This is a genomic window from Paenibacillus sp. MAEPY2 (genome assembly GCF_000499205.1).
GTDB lineage: Bacteria > Bacillota > Bacilli > Paenibacillales > Paenibacillaceae > Paenibacillus > Paenibacillus vandeheii.
In genome coordinates this window covers 108,478-124,446 of the sequence record NZ_AWUK01000007.1, presented here as the reverse complement: position 1 = coordinate 124,446, position 15,969 = coordinate 108,478, and the positions used below count along the sequence as shown (strand labels likewise).

General features: G+C 45.4%; 15 protein-coding genes. 6 read left to right on the top strand and 9 right to left on the bottom strand.

Annotated elements, in window-relative coordinates:
- Nucleotides 1-25: 25 nt before the first annotated feature.
- Nucleotides 26-1,225, top strand: coding sequence for a YheC/YheD family endospore coat-associated protein (locus P364_RS0105340; protein WP_024629118.1), 1,200 nt, complete (start codon nucleotides 26-28; stop codon nucleotides 1,223-1,225).
- A gap of 95 nt (nucleotides 1,226-1,320) precedes the next feature.
- Here the strand turns inward: P364_RS0105340 and P364_RS0105335 are convergent, their stop codons facing one another.
- On the bottom strand, nucleotides 1,321-2,007 hold the full coding sequence (locus P364_RS0105335) for an HAD hydrolase-like protein (protein WP_024629117.1): 687 nt from the start codon (nucleotides 2,005-2,007) through the stop codon (nucleotides 1,321-1,323).
- A 288-nt stretch (nucleotides 2,008-2,295) separates the two neighbouring features.
- Here P364_RS0105335 and P364_RS0105330 point away from each other — a divergent pair, with 288 nt between their 5' ends.
- Nucleotides 2,296-4,014, top strand: coding sequence for a methyl-accepting chemotaxis protein (locus tag P364_RS0105330; protein WP_024629116.1), 1,719 nt, complete (start codon nucleotides 2,296-2,298; stop codon nucleotides 4,012-4,014).
- Nucleotides 4,015-4,137: 123 nt separating this feature from the next.
- On the opposite strand, the gene P364_RS0105325 is transcribed toward P364_RS0105330, so the two are convergent.
- Nucleotides 4,138-5,109: a Gfo/Idh/MocA family protein gene (locus P364_RS0105325; RefSeq protein WP_024629115.1), complete on the bottom strand. Its 972-nt coding sequence runs from the start codon at nucleotides 5,107-5,109 to the stop codon at nucleotides 4,138-4,140.
- Between the two features lie 409 nt (nucleotides 5,110-5,518).
- On the opposite strand from P364_RS0105325, the gene P364_RS0105320 reads away from it, so the two are divergent.
- From P364_RS0105320 to P364_RS0105305, 4 genes are all read left to right on the top strand, one after another.
- On the top strand, nucleotides 5,519-7,150 hold the full coding sequence (locus P364_RS0105320) for a thiamine pyrophosphate-binding protein (protein ID WP_024629114.1): 1,632 nt from the start codon (nucleotides 5,519-5,521) through the stop codon (nucleotides 7,148-7,150).
- A 12-nt stretch (nucleotides 7,151-7,162) separates the two neighbouring features.
- The gene (locus tag P364_RS0105315; protein WP_024629113.1) at nucleotides 7,163-7,531 is read left to right on the top strand and encodes a carboxymuconolactone decarboxylase family protein; all 369 of its coding nucleotides are present in this window, start codon (nucleotides 7,163-7,165) and stop codon (nucleotides 7,529-7,531) included.
- Nucleotides 7,532-7,716: 185 nt separating this feature from the next.
- Nucleotides 7,717-8,067, top strand: coding sequence for a hypothetical protein (locus P364_RS0105310; RefSeq protein WP_024629112.1), 351 nt, complete (start codon nucleotides 7,717-7,719; stop codon nucleotides 8,065-8,067).
- A gap of 54 nt (nucleotides 8,068-8,121) precedes the next feature.
- Complete coding sequence (locus P364_RS0105305; protein WP_024629111.1) at nucleotides 8,122-9,114, top strand: 3-oxoacyl-[acyl-carrier-protein] synthase III C-terminal domain-containing protein; 993 nt, start codon at nucleotides 8,122-8,124, stop codon at nucleotides 9,112-9,114.
- A gap of 177 nt (nucleotides 9,115-9,291) precedes the next feature.
- Here the strand turns inward: P364_RS0105305 and P364_RS0105300 are convergent, their stop codons facing one another.
- From P364_RS0105300 to yfkAB, 7 genes are all read right to left on the bottom strand, one after another.
- Nucleotides 9,292-9,864 (bottom strand): NAD(P)H-dependent oxidoreductase, encoded by a 573-nt coding sequence (locus tag P364_RS0105300; protein WP_024629110.1) that lies wholly within the window; start codon nucleotides 9,862-9,864, stop codon nucleotides 9,292-9,294.
- 63 nt (nucleotides 9,865-9,927) lie between these two features.
- Entirely contained in the window at nucleotides 9,928-11,391 is a 1,464-nt protein-coding gene (locus P364_RS0105295; RefSeq protein WP_024629109.1) for a multicopper oxidase family protein, read from the bottom strand.
- A gap of 465 nt (nucleotides 11,392-11,856) precedes the next feature.
- Nucleotides 11,857-12,426 (bottom strand): manganese catalase family protein, encoded by a 570-nt coding sequence (locus P364_RS0105290; RefSeq protein WP_024629108.1) that lies wholly within the window; start codon nucleotides 12,424-12,426, stop codon nucleotides 11,857-11,859.
- 143 nt (nucleotides 12,427-12,569) lie between these two features.
- The gene (locus tag P364_RS0105285) at nucleotides 12,570-12,845 is read right to left on the bottom strand and encodes a spore coat protein CotJB (RefSeq protein WP_024629107.1); all 276 of its coding nucleotides are present in this window, start codon (nucleotides 12,843-12,845) and stop codon (nucleotides 12,570-12,572) included.
- The gene (locus tag P364_RS0105280; protein ID WP_024629106.1) at nucleotides 12,835-13,074 is read right to left on the bottom strand and encodes a spore coat associated protein CotJA; all 240 of its coding nucleotides are present in this window, start codon (nucleotides 13,072-13,074) and stop codon (nucleotides 12,835-12,837) included. The genes P364_RS0105285 and P364_RS0105280 overlap by 11 nt, the downstream gene beginning before the upstream one ends.
- 217 nt (nucleotides 13,075-13,291) lie before the next feature.
- Nucleotides 13,292-14,680, bottom strand: a complete 1,389-nt coding sequence (locus P364_RS0105270) for a hemolysin family protein (protein WP_029881678.1) — start codon at nucleotides 14,678-14,680, stop codon at nucleotides 13,292-13,294.
- Between the two features lie 52 nt (nucleotides 14,681-14,732).
- Nucleotides 14,733-15,869 carry a radical SAM/CxCxxxxC motif protein YfkAB gene (gene yfkAB / locus P364_RS0105265; protein WP_024629104.1) on the bottom strand — a complete coding sequence of 379 codons (1,137 nt, stop codon included), beginning with the start codon at nucleotides 15,867-15,869 and terminating at the stop codon, nucleotides 14,733-14,735.
- Nucleotides 15,870-15,969 lie beyond the last annotated feature (100 nt).

The window sequence follows — 15,969 nt, the reverse complement described above, 5'->3', positions numbered from 1 at the left end:
TAACAGCTAAAGAAGGTGATTGTTTGTGTCCTCACCTGTTCTGGGCATTATGACGTTGTACTTAAATGAACATCGCGCTCTGGAAGAACGGAGCATATACCGCAGAATGATCCTTGAAGGGCGCAAGCGGGGACTCGATGTTTATGTGTTCACACCTGCCGATGTACATTCAGGGGGCAAACAAATTGAGGCAATGGTCTTTCATTCGGAAAAAGGCTGGTCCCGGGAATGGCGTTCATTCCCGGATATCATCTTCGACCGCTGCCGCATACAGCGTAATCGCAGATTTCAGCAACTGCTTGCCTTTCGGCAAAAGTATGGTCACTTGCTCTTTCTCAACCGTCCATTGCGTAACAAGTGGACCATTCATCAGACACTCTCCGCAAGGCCAGCCTTTCACGAGCATTTGCCAGACACCCTTCTGTTCCAGGATATGTCCGACGTCAATAGAATGCTGAAAGCCTCCTCCCTCATCTATCTGAAGCCCATTAATGGAACGGGAGGACGGGGTATTCTCCGCATCGAGCGGAGCGGCAGCGAGGCCAATACGGTTCTTGTGCAGGGACGGGACCAGAAGCGTCGGATTATCTCCCCGCGCAAGGTCCACCTGTCACGCCTGGGCTCACTTCTTCAGAACTGGAATATGAAAGACAAATACCTGGTTCAACAGGGAATCCAGCTCCAGCTTCCGAATGGCCGTGTTCATGATTATCGAATGCTGGTTCAGAAGAACGGTGAAGGACAGTGGGAATTGACCGGATGCGCTGGGCGGATGGGTGCAGAGAAAAGTGTGACCTCCAATCTTCATGGCGGTGGTCAGGCTATATCGATGCACAAACTGATGAAACAATGGATTACGGATGAGAAGCAGCGAGCAGAAATTAACGAAACGGCCGAGAAATTCGGGATTGATGTGGCCACGTTTCTGGAAAATACCTATGGCAACTTGTGTGAATTGGCTCTGGATTTGGCGATTGACAAGAGCGGACACATCTACCTGCTTGAAGTGAATCCGAAACCTGCGCGTGAGGTGTTTGCCCGCATTGGTGAGAGGGATATCTATCTCAAAGCGATCACCCAACCCTTGGAGTACGCCTTGTGGGTGTACCAAAACCATCCAAATGCAAGCCGTCCCCCTCGTGGCGTAAAGGTAACCAAACCAGTCAAACGTCCCGTAAAAGGTAAATCTCCCACACTCATAAGGACCAGAAGATCCCAGTTATGACTCGTTAGACTTCATTTGGTAGTGAACCGAATTTTCTTCGAACAAAAAAACTGACCACACCAATATCCAAATGGATTTGGGTGGTCAGTTTTATTCTACTCGGCTTCCCGATACAAACGAAGCAGTTCCGTAAAATCAGAGATCAGTACATCTGATCCTGCAAGTTCTTCGTCCCGACCGAATCCAGCATAGGCACAGCCGATGACGGTCTGGTTGTTCATTTTGCCTGCCTCCACATCAGAAGAGCGGTCCCCTACCATCCATGCATCCTGAATGCGATGCTTCTCAAGCAGGATCTGAACCAGATTAACTTTGGAAGGGGTCTTGTACTGGCCTGCACTATACACGCCTTCAAAGAGCGGCATGATCTCATGAGCAAAAGCCACGCCTTTCACATAGTCCTCCAGCCCGTTACTGGCAACAAATAAGCGCACACCTTGCTCTTTCAATGCTTCAAGCGTCTCTTTTACTTGCGGGTACAGGACAGAGCTACCTCCATCGAGTCCCTCAATCTCCAGCTGAAGCAGCAGTTCATCTGCACGACGATGCGCCGCAACGGAAGCTTCAGGCATAACCACTTTCCATATATCCTCTAGCAACATCCCCAGGCTCCCAAGCATTCGTTCTTCAGGAGGAGTCTCTCCCTCAAAATGCCCTTCTGCCCGCAATGTATCAAACAGCTGATGATAGGCTGGCAACAACAGGGTTTCCGTCTGAAATAACGTACCATCCATATCAAAAATCATCGCTTCCGGTTTACGCAATACCGTCTCTCTTGTCATGTCCAATGTTCCTTTCGGATTGGGATATGTATTCGGAATCGTTCCCCTTCCATGATAAACATAAACGTTTGGCAGTGTAAACCGCGCAATGTAAAACATCTGTGTCATCAACGTTATACAGCATCCACAAACATTATACTTAAATTAAACAAACTGTATACAAACATGCTTCGTTTAAGTATAATACTGAAAATATAGTACTTTGGACACCCGATCTAAAGAACTATAACAGCTATCATTCAAGTTTTTTCGACAAATACATATACCCCAAGGAGAGGAATAACAAACATGAAAAAGCACAGGACCTTCAAAATTTTTTATAAGATTGGTTTGGGCTATTTGCTCGTACTCGCTGTGTTGGCGGGCTGCATCCTTTTGATCCAGAACAGTACCAGCAAGCTTCAAAGCGAATTGGATTTTCTCGTAGAACACGATATGAAGGTACACGCTCTGACATATGAAATCGAAAAGAGCATGGTGGATATGGAAACAGGCCAGCGTGGCTACGTTATCACAGGGCAGGAAAATTATCTTGACCCGTACACAAACGGAAAAGAACAGCTGACCGTTCTCAAGGAGCAGCTGGCTACATTAATCTCGGACAACCCCTCACAGCTGAAGCTGCTTGAAGATATACATAGTTATATGGAAAACTGGATTCAAGTCGCGGGAGAACCGGTTGTTGTGTTGCGAAAGGCCAATGATCTGCCTTCCATCCGACAATTCTTCGCGACAGATCCCGGTAAAAAAGACATGGACCAAATTCGGGAATCCCTGAATACGTTTCGAACCAATGAACTGGCGCTAACCGAAGCACGTACAGAAGCATTGAAACAGAAAAACAAAATACTGAATTGGGAGTTGTACGGTGCACTGATCCTTGTTGCCATAATCTCGGTCATCGCTGCCTTAGTTTTGTCACGTTCCATTGTAAGAAACATTCGCACAGTGACACATGCACTGAATGATATCGGCTCCTCCAATGGTGATCTGACCCTGCGAATCGCCACTCCGATGAAAGATGAAACACGGGAATTGGCTGAGGCTGCCAACACCATGCTCTTTGGATTGCAGCAAATGATGCTAGACATTCAAAGCAATGCCACTATTCTGAGCACAGCCTCCGATCGACTGGATAAAGGCGTGTCTGACAATCACATCGCAGGAAAAGAGGTCGCCACGGCCATGGAGCGTGTCGCTGAAGGTGCTGATGAACAGGTCGCCCTTACTCAAACCATGGTCGCTGCGATGGAACAATCGCTCATGGGGCTTAATCGGGTCGCTGCTTCAACAGCCGACGTGGCTGAACGTGCTGTACGCACTGAATCCATTGCCGTTGACGGACAACTGCGCATCGATAATGCCGTAGGGAAAATAACGTTCATTGAGCAATCCTTCCTGTCTGTGCAGGAAGCCATTAACGAAATTTCCAAAATGTCTGATCAAGTGATCAACATTGCCGATTCCATGTCAGGGATCGCAAGGCAAACCAACCTGCTTGCACTCAATGCTGGAATTGAAGCTGCTCGTGCGGGGGAACATGGACGTGGATTTGCCGTCGTTGCTTCAGAAATTCGCAATCTCGCAGATCAAAGTGCGACGTCAGCGAAGGAAATTACAAGCATATTGGAAACTGTTGTAACCGGAGTTCAAAACACAGCCCATGTTGTGGACGAGAGTACACTCCATGTCAATGAAGGATTACTGACGATTAAAGATGCAGGCCATGCCTTCACAAATATTACCCAGCACATTCATGATCTCAGCGGTGAGTTTCAGGACGTATCCGCGGTTGTGGAACAACTGACAACCGGCAGTGAAACGGTAATGAAGTCCATTAACGAAGTATCCGCCGTAGTTGAGGACACCGCATCAGCCACGGAAGAGGTATCGGCTATGACCGAAGAACAACTTGCTTCCCTGCAGGAAATGACGGACACCTCCAAGCAGTTAAACGAAATGTCAGATGCGCTTGATCAACTGGTTAACCGATTCAAGCTTTCTTGACCTTATCGATCATATCTAAACAAACCAAAGAAGCAGATCCTACTCCACTCAGGATCTGCTCCTTTGGTTTGTCAAAAGGAAGGAAATTGCACGGATCCGTTTCTAACCCGGCACCATTGTGGATTAGGATTGATCTAGATTACGTAGCGCTTCAAGGACAAGCTGTGCATGATATCCATCGTTGAAATCGTATATTTTGGCAGGTTGACCCTGAATACGGGCAATAACGTGTTTTAATACAGGTAGCTGGCTTAAGGATTGTTCTACTTTGACGGGAACAAGTGACTCTCCGTTGCGTCCACTCCATAGTTGATCCCAGTTCTCCAGAGCAATCGTTCCTTCTGTGCCGTAAACCACCATGGATACACGCTCTTCACCTGCAAAATGTGCAATCCCGTTTAACAGGATTTGTGTTCCATCCTCCAGCTCCATCGCGGCTTGAACTTCATGTTCACATTCCCCTGTATTTGGAGGAAATCGAACCTGACTGTTAATCACGCGTATAGAACCAAACACCTTTTGGATCATATGAATCCAATGAATTCCCACTTCAAGAATAAATCCGCCCTGCTCCCGACTGGTAATCCAAGCATTTTGCTGCCACGCTCGAGGCCACTGGGGGAATTGTAGGATCAGATCGATTTTGCGAATCTCGCCAATTGTTTCCTGCTGAATCAACTCTTGCAGTTTCACTACTGACGGTTCATGCGGCATGGAGAAATGGATTGCGTGTACTACACCGGCCTTCTCGGCTGCCTCCAGCATTGCTCTCGCTTCCTCCACACTGTTCGCCAGTGGTTTCTCACAGAACACATGAATCTTGCGCTCTAACGCGTCCATAACAACGGGATAATGATATTTAGGCGGAACTGCAATGTACAGCAGATCAACGTCATGTGTGTCGAGCAATTGCTTATAATCCGTATACCTCTTCGTCTCAGGATGAGAGGAAGCAAGCGATGCCAAATTTTCCTCATTGGAATCGCACACCGCTACAATCTCTACTTTTCCGGATAGTTCTGTCTGTGTCGCCTGATGTATCATATGTAATCCCATTTTGCCCAAACCAATTACAGCCATTTTTATCGTTGTCATCCAACTCACTCCAATCGAATTTCAGTATAAACAGAAAGCATAACATTGCCAATCCTTTACACGGATACGAAATGGGAAGAACACGATTCTTAATGAATCCACACAAATTAAATCTATCATTTTTTATAATATTTTACATTTTATTCTATATTTATCGTTTCTAGCTCATTTGTCGCAGGAATATATAACCAATTTATTTTATCTTATAGGATATAGCATTAAGCGTTTCCAACCTAAGAATCAGGAACTTATACTCATAAAAGCAGTTGACAAAAAACCACAAAAAAAGCTACTCTTCCTATTAACAAGGATTGATTTCCTTTCACAACCTTAGACGACGACATACACTCCAAAAATGGAACTTGACCTGTGGGTCCAAAAACCTATTTTGTGAAGCGAGGTGTCCCGCATGAGAACAGTTGCGGACTATTTGGCAGAAGCTCTGCGTAATTTAGGCGTTAGTCATGTCTTTGGTATTATCGGAAAATCCATATGCCCTGCTGTCCTGAAAATGGTTGATTACGGCTTGGAGTTCATTCCAGGTCGCCATGAATCCAGTTCAGGCTTTGCCGCTTCGGGCTATGCCCTCCAAACCGGGAAACTGGGTGTGGCCTTTGCCACTTCAGGTCCGGGCGGAACCAACTTGCTCACCGCCGCAGCACATGCCAAGGCCAATAACTTGCCTGTCCTGTTTATTACGGGTCATCAGTCCATTCAGGAACTGGGGCTCCCGCAATGTCAGGACTCCTCTTCCTACTTGGCCGATCTGGCCGAGATGTTCCGTCCTGCCACGTTGTTCAGCAAGCTGGTAGAGCGTGGCGATCATTTCAGCACCATATTGAATCATGCCCTTTCCATTGCACTCGGTCCCAACAAAGGTCCGGTCCATCTCTGTCTTCCGTTTGATGTACAAACCGAACAGCTCGCTGACTTCCGGGTTGTAATCCCGGAGCCTGAACCCCTGATTAGCGTATCCAACCTGAATCATATCCTCCCCTTGCTTCAACAGTCCAGTCATCCTTTAATTATTGCAGGTAAAGGCGTTAGTCGCGCCAGAGCCCATGATGAATTGCTCCATGTGGCCGAACATTTCAATATTCCTGTCATTACTTCTCCGGGAGGAAAAGGTGCCATTGCTTGGGATCATCCCCTTTACCACGGCCCTTGCGGTGTTGGCGGCTTCCCTCATGCAGATGAGCTGCTGAATCAAAGTGATCTCTATATCGTACTCGGTTCACGTCTGAGTGATATGACGATCTGTAATTTGAAGCCGGAAAACCACCCTGCACATTTAATCCAATTCGACACCGATCCTGCATTCGTTGGTAAAATACTTCATGCTCCAACCTTACATATCACTGGCGACTTGAAGGACAACCTGCAGTTTTTGCTCAGTACACTGACAGAACAACCTGTTCTCCCAAAAGAAACGACAACGGTTAATTACACCGTACCTCTCCCGGATCTGCCGAACCTCTCTCTGGCTTCCGTGCTGGAAGAAATGAGTGAATTGCTTCCCTATGATCATAAGCTGTTTGTGGATGATGGCAGTCATGGTTTTCATGCGGTTCAACGATATAAAGTCAAGAAACCTGGCAGCTTTGTGTTTGACGCCTATTTTGCCTGTATGGGCAATGCCATCGGCATGGCTATTGGAGCCAAAACCGCCGCACCGGAAGAAACCATTGTATGCATTACGGGTGACGGATGCTTCATGATGCTTGGAACCGAGATTAACACTGCTGTATGCAACAATCTGCCAGTCATCTTTATCGTAGTAAACAATAAACAGCTGGATATGGCACTGAAAGGCATGGAGAAAACAACAGGTCGAATCGATGGCACCTTATACGAGGTACCGTTGGATGCAGCAAAGTTTGCTGAGTCCCTCGGTGCTGTAGCTTATCGTGCGGAAACACGAGACGAATTCGCCTCTGCTCTCCAGGCAGCACAGCAGCTGAACCAGGTTACCGTAATTGAGCTTCTTACTGATCGCGATGAGATTCCACCCACGGCTCACCGTACCGTGATTTTGAATTAGGAGGAACATAGCATGAGTGAACAAGTGACTCAAGGATTGGAGCGTTTTGCAAAGCTTTCCGGTGAATATGGTGCAAAAGCACTTGCACCGATTAAAGATCAGTTCCCTGAGCTCGCTGAGTTTATTATGGGGACAGCTTACGGGGATATTTTTCAGCGCACAACCATTACCGATCAATGGAAGGAAGTCGCCATTATCTCTTCACTGATCTCCCAGGGGCAGTATGAGCAATTGGGGGTTCATTATACGATGGCACTAAGTGTCGGTGTAACCGTGGATCAGCTGAAAGGAATTCTGTTGCATCTGGCACCGTGTGTTGGTGCTCCGCGGATCATCAGTGCTTTTAATATATTGCTTGCTACACTGGATGAAATCCAATAATTCACTCTTCTACATTTTTATACACGATTCGACTTTTTTATTGATCTTATTACATCTCTACCTTTATAATATGGTTAAATTATCCTTCGAATCCGCCACATCTCAGAAGCAGTCAGCGAGGGCCTTGAGGCCTAGCTCTTGATTAGCAGGATAGCCTTAACTTATTTAAAGGAGAGAGAACAATCATGGGAAGTTTTTTACTGAAAACTGACGTTCCGAACAAGGTGTTAAACATTGAACTGGAGGGATCTTTCTCTCAAGAAGACGGTTTACGTTCCATCTCGGCATACCAGGACACAATCGCTCCGATTAACACCAGGGAATATGACCTGAATATCGATTGCAAAAAGTTGAATGTTACCGCTCCGGAAATTGTGCCTCTTCTTGAGGGCTGCCTGCAGTTGTTCAAAAAAGATGAATATAAAAAAGTGGTGCTGACGCTTGAGAATAATGCCATTCTGAAAATGCAGCTGTCCCGTCTTGGACGGTCTGTCGGACTGGACAACCTTGAGATCATCTCCACCGTTACGACCTAATAAACCAGGCGGACAAGCTGAGGGTTCACCCATCCGCTCAGGAGGAGAATGAAGATGGCTGGAATTCGTATTGTAGATATCGATATCTATCATCCAACGCATAAGGTGGGCAATGACTTTTACATTGAACATTTTGATGCAAGAGGTGTAGATATTCGGGGACTGTTAAAGGCACTTGGGCGTGATACACGTTACAAAATTGACAACGATGATGAAAACTCACTAAGCATGGCCTTTGAGGCCGCCAGTAATCTGCTCGAAAAGACCGGACTTACCGGTGCCGAAATCGATCTGATTGCTTATGCAAGTCAAACGCCGGAATACATCTTTCCTACGAATTCCTTAATGATTCATCGCCTGATTAACGGGGCATCCCATACGATTTGTATTGACAGCAATGCCAACTGTGCTGGCATGACCGCAGCCTTTGAACAAGTTAGCCGTCAGATGCTGGGCAATCCCAGAATTCGCCGTGCTTTGATAATTGGCTCGGATTACGTCGCTCCTCACGCAAGTCCCGAAGATCCTGTATACTTCGCGAACTTCGGGGATGCAGCAGCAGCTGTCATTGTTGAACGGGACGAGCGGGCTGTCGGTTTTATTGACTCGATCTATCAGACCGATACCTGCGTATACGGCAATTCCCTCTTCCCGGCACAAGGTCTTGCAAAACTGGGCCAAACCGGTGTTGATGCAGGTGCCTTCCATGTAAAATTCATACCGTTTGATGATTCCATCTGTGTAGGGGCTGCCTCTGAATCGATTCGCGCGCTGTTAAGTCGTAACGAGATCGGAGCAGACGAGATCAAAGCCGCTTGTTTCTCCCAATTATCCATTGGCAACATACGTGCTGTATCCGAGAACATTGGCATCGGTGAGGATATTGCCGTCTACATTGGAGACGAGTTCGGGTACACCTCAACCAGCAGTCCATTTATTGCTTTGCATCGAGCCATTACATCCGGCCAAATTCAGCGTGGTGATAAAGTTCTGTTCTGGACCGTTGGCGCTGGGTGGCAAAATGTTGCCATGGTCGTAGAATACTAAAGGCTTAGTTCGCAAAAATCGAAAGAAGGACATCCTTTTATCTGAATAGGACAGTCCTTCTTTTCTTGTATTATACGGGTGTGATAACTTTGGTTGAATCGACCTTATGCATTTGTAGTGGCTGCACGATTTGCTATTATTCTTCACTACCCTAAGCTACGAAAGTGGAGTGAAATGTTAGGCCTTACTTGCTATATCTGCAATCTGTTTCAGCCAGTTTTCTCGTGTTGCTTGGTCTGCTGTATCCACCGAATCAAAGAAAATATGTGATAAAACTTCAAACCCGCAATATTCAAATATTCCTTTATCGGACGTTAACCTCAACGCTTCCTGCATCCCGCTAGCTTCATACTCTCGCAAAGATTTACCTTGAGTATTAATTATTACGGCCTTCTTTCCTTTAAGTAGCCCCAATTGAATTCCATTTTCATATTTATAAGCAAACTCATATGAAAATACTCGTTCAATATAACCCTTCATCATAGCAGGCATACCGGTCCACCATATGGGATAAATAAAAGTAACAACATCAGCCCAAATCAAATACTCTTGTTCTTGAATGACTTTTTCATCATTTATTCCTAATAAATCGGCCATGTTTGCACCAAGCAAGGGTTGAAAGCCAATCTCGTACAGATCTCTCACTTCAACGTTATGTCCTCCTTTCTGAAGACCTTCTACTGCCGTTTGTAAAATAGAATGATTCAAACTTGTTTTCCTTGGATGAGAGATGATCAATAAATGATTCATGAATGGTTAACTCCTTTTTCTTATTAGATTTTTTCAAATATTAGTATGGAAGCATCGTTCATGTTATAGATCGGGAAGGTTCCCTGATTTCGTTCCCACTCGGAATTGCGTTGTTATTCCCTCGTAATTCATCATCATACTCATTCCCATTGAGGCGTGTTGCAAATTGTGACAGTGCGCCATCCATAGTCCCGGATTGTCCGCCTCCAGGTATATTTCATAGGTTTCACCTTTTTTCGTTAGGAGTGTATCAAGGTAGAAAGGACTGCCCTTCAAAGACACACCATTTTTGCTCCATACTCGAAAAATATGTCCGTGAATGTGGAACGGATGATCCCCGCCTGCTTTATTGGTGACGGTAATGAGCACACGATCCCCCTCCTTCACAATCATGGGAGGAATCTCGTGGAAGGAACTTCCATTGATTGAATTAACAAAAAGAGATCTACCCAGTTCTAATTTGAAACTTTGATCAACTGTAAGATTCGCAAGAGGGTCATTCGCCAGCGGGCTGCCGTAATCAATAAATGAGAATATCTCTTTATTAGTTAATTGTTCAGGTTCAGCTCCACTGCCGATAGAAATGGGAAGCTCTTTAGCCAAATCACTTCTGATGACAACCTTTTTATACTCTAGAAGCTGTAATATTAGATCATAGCGTTGTCCAGCTCCGATCGGAATAGTTACATCTTTTAGTTTGTCAGGCTCATGTATATCATGACCGTCCATCGCTGTGACCTTAAAAGAAGCCCCATCTATCGCAAAGTTCATCGTTTCATTACTAGCATTAGTCAGTCTAACTTTAACGAAATCTCCCACTTCTCCCAGTGTAGTTAACCCCTTCGTACCACCGTTCAGCAGCATAGTGGAATTCAATTGTTGGTAAAGTGCAGAAACCTCTTTTATTGATGACGCCGACGGATCGGGTGAAATCTTGGGTTCAACAATAAAAGAACCTAGGAGTCCCTTCTCTACCTGAATTGAACTCATCTGATGAGAATGGTACCAATATGTGCCCACTTCGGAAGCGATAAAGGAATACGTAAAATCATCCCCAGGTAGAATGGCATCCTGGGTAACTCCAGAGACTCCATCTTGTGAACAAGGAACCTTGATTCCATGCCAATGAATGGTAACCCCTTCTTTGATATCCTTGTTGTACAATGTCACCACGACACGTTCACCTTCTTTAACGCGAATCTCAGGCCCAGGTGAGGTACCATTAAATGTCCAAGCCTCTGTCGTTTGTCCATTATCAAGATTCAATGTTGTCATAGCGGCTGTCAGTTCGAATTTCCGAATAGGCGCCGCCGTATCCTCATCCACGATCTTCTCACAGGAAATACCTTCTTCCGAATGATGGGATGTTGTCGTTACTGATCCTGTATTGTGGTGATGCTGAGCCATATTAATCTCCTCAGGTTGCTGTAATCGAATTTGCCAAAAGAATACACCGATCAACAACACTCCTATTAGTAACGGGACCCCAAAAATGAAAAACCATTTTTTTATTTTACTTTTTTTCATGTAATCCTCCTTTATTTAAAATTAATTATTAATTGATCAATAACTAATGAAGAGGTAGTGCGATTGATTACTTAACATTTGTGGTAAAATAATATATTTAGTGATCAATCAATAACATGATATCAATAATATGCATACGACTTATTTTCTTTTGCACGGTTAGAACATTTCCTATGCAATATTTAATAACTCCCATCTTCATCGTAGTAAGTAATCAATCAATTACTAACAAATCGATTATACAAGTCAGTAATTTATTAGTCAATAACATTCTGCCCCAATCCCTAACAGAGAAAATTCATTTCATTATAATTTGTAGACACATCTGGTGGAACCAGCTAGCGAAGAAACAAATTTGCGACCCCTCCACGATTGAATGCGGGGAAAGGTCGCAACTTTAAAAATCTTTTCTCTATGTCTAGTCGATGGAATTAGGACCTTAAGCTCTTAATAATTTTAAAACGTTTAGAATATCTTCTTTGTCTGCCGATCATCCTTCAGAATCTCTACCGCCTCCCGGAAACGCAAGGAATGCACAATCTCCCGCTCCCGCAGAAATTTCAGACTATCCTGCAGATCCACGTCATCCGTCAGATCGATCAACCATTGATATGTAGCCCGTGCCTTCTCTTCCGCAGCAATATCCTCGTACAAATCAGCAATGGGATCTCCCTTCGCTTGAATATAAGTAGCGGTGAAAGGTACACCTGCGGCATTGTTGTAAAAGAGGGCTTTGTCATGATTTACGTAATGAGCATCCAGACCCGCTTGCTCCAGTTGTTCGACTGTTGCATCTTTGGTCAACTTATAGATCATCGTTGCAATCATCTCTAAATGAGCAAACTCTTCTGTACCGATGTCATTCAGCAGACCGATAATTTTGTCCGGAATCGTATAACGCTGATTAAGATACCTGAGGGCTGCAGCTAATTCACCATCAGCTCCGCCATACTGTTCCATCAGCAATTTGGCCATATGAGGGTCACATTTCCCCACCCGAACAGGATATTGCAGCTTTTTCTCATATACCCACATGCCGCACTTCCTCCTCCAATTTTTGATTTAATCTTACAATCCGGATAAAAATTTCAGCTTAGCATTTCCGGGTGTCCCTGAACTAAACTATCGATCCATGGGACTCCCGGCAACTCAACAAGCCACATTAGCTGAAAATTTCACTACACCTGCCAAGGCCAAGGTGTCTGAGACCATTCCCAAGGATATTTGGAGAATGAATGACCAAAGTTCATAAGTGGTCCATACAGCTGCTGAAACTCATGGGACACACGCATTCTCTCTTGGCTGAATTTGTTAAACTGTTCGATGCTTTGATAGTCTCCAGGGTGGGTATCCAAGTACAGATTCAGCTCAACCAATACAAAATCCAGGGCCTGAAGTTCCTCCAGCAGCTCATAGTATTTTGCATCACAGGCTTTAGGTGCTTCAGGTTCCATCCACTTCCACCTCTCTCCCCTTTGATTTTTTAGAGGTATAAGGGCTGTACAATGCAGGCCACAATGTTCCCAGTCTCAGTGCTTCTGCTGGACTGTATTGGGGCCAACCCATCGGCTGGAAAGGGATAAACAACTGCGGTGTGACGAGATACGTACGAATGGGCAGCGGCTTGCAAGGATCAAACGGCCCAATAAAAGGGACGTAAGCACGAAGCTGCGGATCTTTCACAGAACAGCGCCTCCTTTATCACGGATTTGGTGCATGTCATCACAATTACCCAAGCATTCTTTTTCCGTCTCTATATCCATATGTCGCTGTCCCCAAGTTAATCCCATATTTAGCGGATCGAAAAAAAAAGACCTTCGAACGACTCACCCCACTGGTGGTCTCCGAAGGTCACTTCAATGGATATGGAGGCCATATCCATCGTTTATTTCATCAATACTCAGTCTCTGTTACGTTCACGATCATTATTCTGCATCGAATCCGGTTCCTGTTCTACCGTCTCTACCTTATCTTCTTCAGAATCAGGTCGCTTATATACTTTTACGCGGGTAATTCGGAGACGGGTGGATTCTTCGACTTCAAAGACATAACCGTTTTGCTCCCGTGTTTTACCTTTGACCGGACTACCTTCCAGTTCCTTGAACAGCCAACCGCCAATCGTATCGACTTCCTCATCCTCAATGACAGCTCCGGTCCATTCATGGACCTCTTCAATCAGGGAACGACCATCGATGGAAAAGGCTTCTCCACTGCGCTCCATATGCGGACGTTCGTCTTCGAACTCATCATACAGATCACCAACGATCTCTTCCAAAATCTCTTCGGCAGTCAGCAAGCCGGCTGTCCCGCCATATTCGTCGACAACCAGAGTCATCTGGGAATGTTTTTTCTGCATCAGACGAAGTACATGACTGATCTCCATCGATTCAGGCACATTCAGAATTGGACGAACAAGCGCAGCCAGATCATGCTGCTGGTCTGGTTCAGCGAGAAGTAGGTCCGTAATGTGGATGAATCCGATAATCTCATCCTTATCCTCAACAGCGACAGGGTAACGAGAATGCTTCGTTGCATTAATAATTTTCAGGTTTTCTTCCAGAGACATATGGGTATACAAACAATCCATATCCGTACGCGGCAGCATAATTTCACGCGCCAGCATATCGGAGAAATCGAAGATGTTATCCATCAGTTTGATTTCATCCTTATCAATGACACCACTCTTGGCGCTTTGCTTCATCAAAATGCGAAGCTCATCCTCCGAATGGGCCTCTCCTTCGCTGGCAGGTTCAATGCCTGCCAAACGCAGCAGTGCATTGGCTGACGCGTTCAGCACCCAGATGAACGGGAAGAAGATTTTATAAAATAACAGCAATGGTGCCGATAGCAGCAGAGCAACTCCATCTGTTTTTTGAATCGCCAGGGATTTGGGCGCAAGCTCACCCAGCACAATGTGCAGAAACGTAATGATACAGAAACCGATGATGACGGATACTGTCGATATAAGTCCTGTATCCGCTACACCAAGCTTGAACATCAGAGGTTCAACCAACAATTCGGAAATGGCCGGTTCACCGAGCCAACCAAGCCCGAGCGATGTCAGCGTAATTCCGAACTGGGTAGCCGATAGGTAGGCATCCAATTTCCCATTCACCTTCAGTGCATAACCAGCCAACTTATTCCCTTCACTCTGTAATTGAGTGAGGCGTGTTTGTCTAACTTTAACCAGGGAAAATTCCGCTGCGACAAATACGCCATTCAAAAATACGAGCAGAAACACACAGACCAGATTAAATACCAACTGCCCGAGATGAAATTCGGTATGAATACCCAAGTCGAAACTCCCCTTTTTGATCTATTTCAGGAATACACCTGGAATATCAACGTTTAATTGCTTTTCTCGATTTGAAATCCACACCTTTATAATACATATCTGCCACGAGCAGATTCGGACCGCAGCAAGAAGCAGCATCACAATGACAGTTCACTGTCTGATTCAAAGGATGTTCCGCCGACCACTCATGGAATACGTCATCCAGCTTCCGGTCTCGAATGTTGCCAAACGCCGGGATGTCGGCAAAATCGGTAACATACACGTTTCCGGTAAACATGTTGACGTTAACACGGTTACGACCGTCGGGATCGTTACGAACCGTTACTTTGGGCTCGCTATATAAGCGGTTGATGAGCTCCCGATCCTGGTCTGCTGCACTGCATGCGAAGAACGGAAGTGTACCAAACAGCATCCACATATCCTTGTCACGCACATCCAACAAACGATGAATAGCCGCTCTCATATGATCAAGGGAAAGCACCGGCAGCGCAGAAGCAAAATTCGAATTATACATCGGATGCACTTCATGACGGACACAGCCCATCTCACGGATCAATTGATGAATGCCCTCAAGCTTGTCATGGGTACGGAAATTAATCATGGACTCCGCAGAGATAAACATGCCCGCTTCACTGAGTTTACGGGAATTTTCCATCATTTTCTCATACATCTTCACCGCTACTTCACGCTTTACGGGTCTGCCACTGTTGGCAAAACCAACCTGGTGAAAGTCATCGGCATTCAAGTAATTGAATGAGATATGCATAACGTCCAGATATGGCAACAGCTGCTCGTACCGACGAATATCCAGCGTCAGATTCGAGTTGATCTGGGAACGAATCCCCCGATCCTTGGCATATTTAAGCAGCGGAATGATCATCTCATCCACGGTCTTCTGACTGAAGCTCGGCTCACCACCTGTCAGACTGATCGTCTGAAGGTGCTCCACCTCATCCAGCCTTTTAAGCATCAAAGGCAACGGAAGCGCAGGTGCTTCGCGCATCGTTAACATATCTCCTACCGCACAATGCTCACAGCGCATATTGCACAGATGAGTTACGGTCATTTCTACACTGGTCAGCACATGGCGTCCATATGTACGCAAAGAGCCGATCGGATCCCAAGGATCATTAGTCGGCGATAAAGGCATCGGTTCTACCGATCCTGAGTTTAGCATGGTCATTGTTCTTCACCTTATTCCTTTTATTAACCTAAAAAGTTTTATTTACAACATACCCCGGGTTCATCTTTTTGGAGTTATCTTTTATCATAGCATAATTTCC

Coding starts and splice junctions, on each gene's coding strand:
- P364_RS0105335 (WP_024629117.1), bottom strand. CDS start 2,007: ATGACAAGAGAGACGGTATTGCGTAAACCGGAAGCGATGATTTTTGAT.
- P364_RS0105330 (WP_024629116.1), top strand. CDS start 2,296: ATGAAAAAGCACAGGACCTTCAAAATTTTTTATAAGATTGGTTTGGGC.
- P364_RS0105325 (WP_024629115.1), bottom strand. CDS start 5,109: ATGACAACGATAAAAATGGCTGTAATTGGTTTGGGCAAAATGGGATTA.
- P364_RS0105320 (WP_024629114.1), top strand. CDS start 5,519: ATGAGAACAGTTGCGGACTATTTGGCAGAAGCTCTGCGTAATTTAGGC.
- P364_RS0105315 (WP_024629113.1), top strand. CDS start 7,163: ATGAGTGAACAAGTGACTCAAGGATTGGAGCGTTTTGCAAAGCTTTCC.
- P364_RS0105310 (WP_024629112.1), top strand. CDS start 7,717: ATGGGAAGTTTTTTACTGAAAACTGACGTTCCGAACAAGGTGTTAAAC.
- P364_RS0105305 (WP_024629111.1), top strand. CDS start 8,122: ATGGCTGGAATTCGTATTGTAGATATCGATATCTATCATCCAACGCAT.
- P364_RS0105300 (WP_024629110.1), bottom strand. CDS start 9,864: ATGAATCATTTATTGATCATCTCTCATCCAAGGAAAACAAGTTTGAAT.
- P364_RS0105295 (WP_024629109.1), bottom strand. CDS start 11,391: ATGAAAAAAAGTAAAATAAAAAAATGGTTTTTCATTTTTGGGGTCCCG.
- P364_RS0105290 (WP_024629108.1), bottom strand. CDS start 12,426: ATGTGGGTATATGAGAAAAAGCTGCAATATCCTGTTCGGGTGGGGAAA.
- P364_RS0105285 (WP_024629107.1), bottom strand. CDS start 12,845: ATGGAACCTGAAGCACCTAAAGCCTGTGATGCAAAATACTATGAGCTG.
- yfkAB (WP_024629104.1), bottom strand. CDS start 15,869: ATGACCATGCTAAACTCAGGATCGGTAGAACCGATGCCTTTATCGCCG.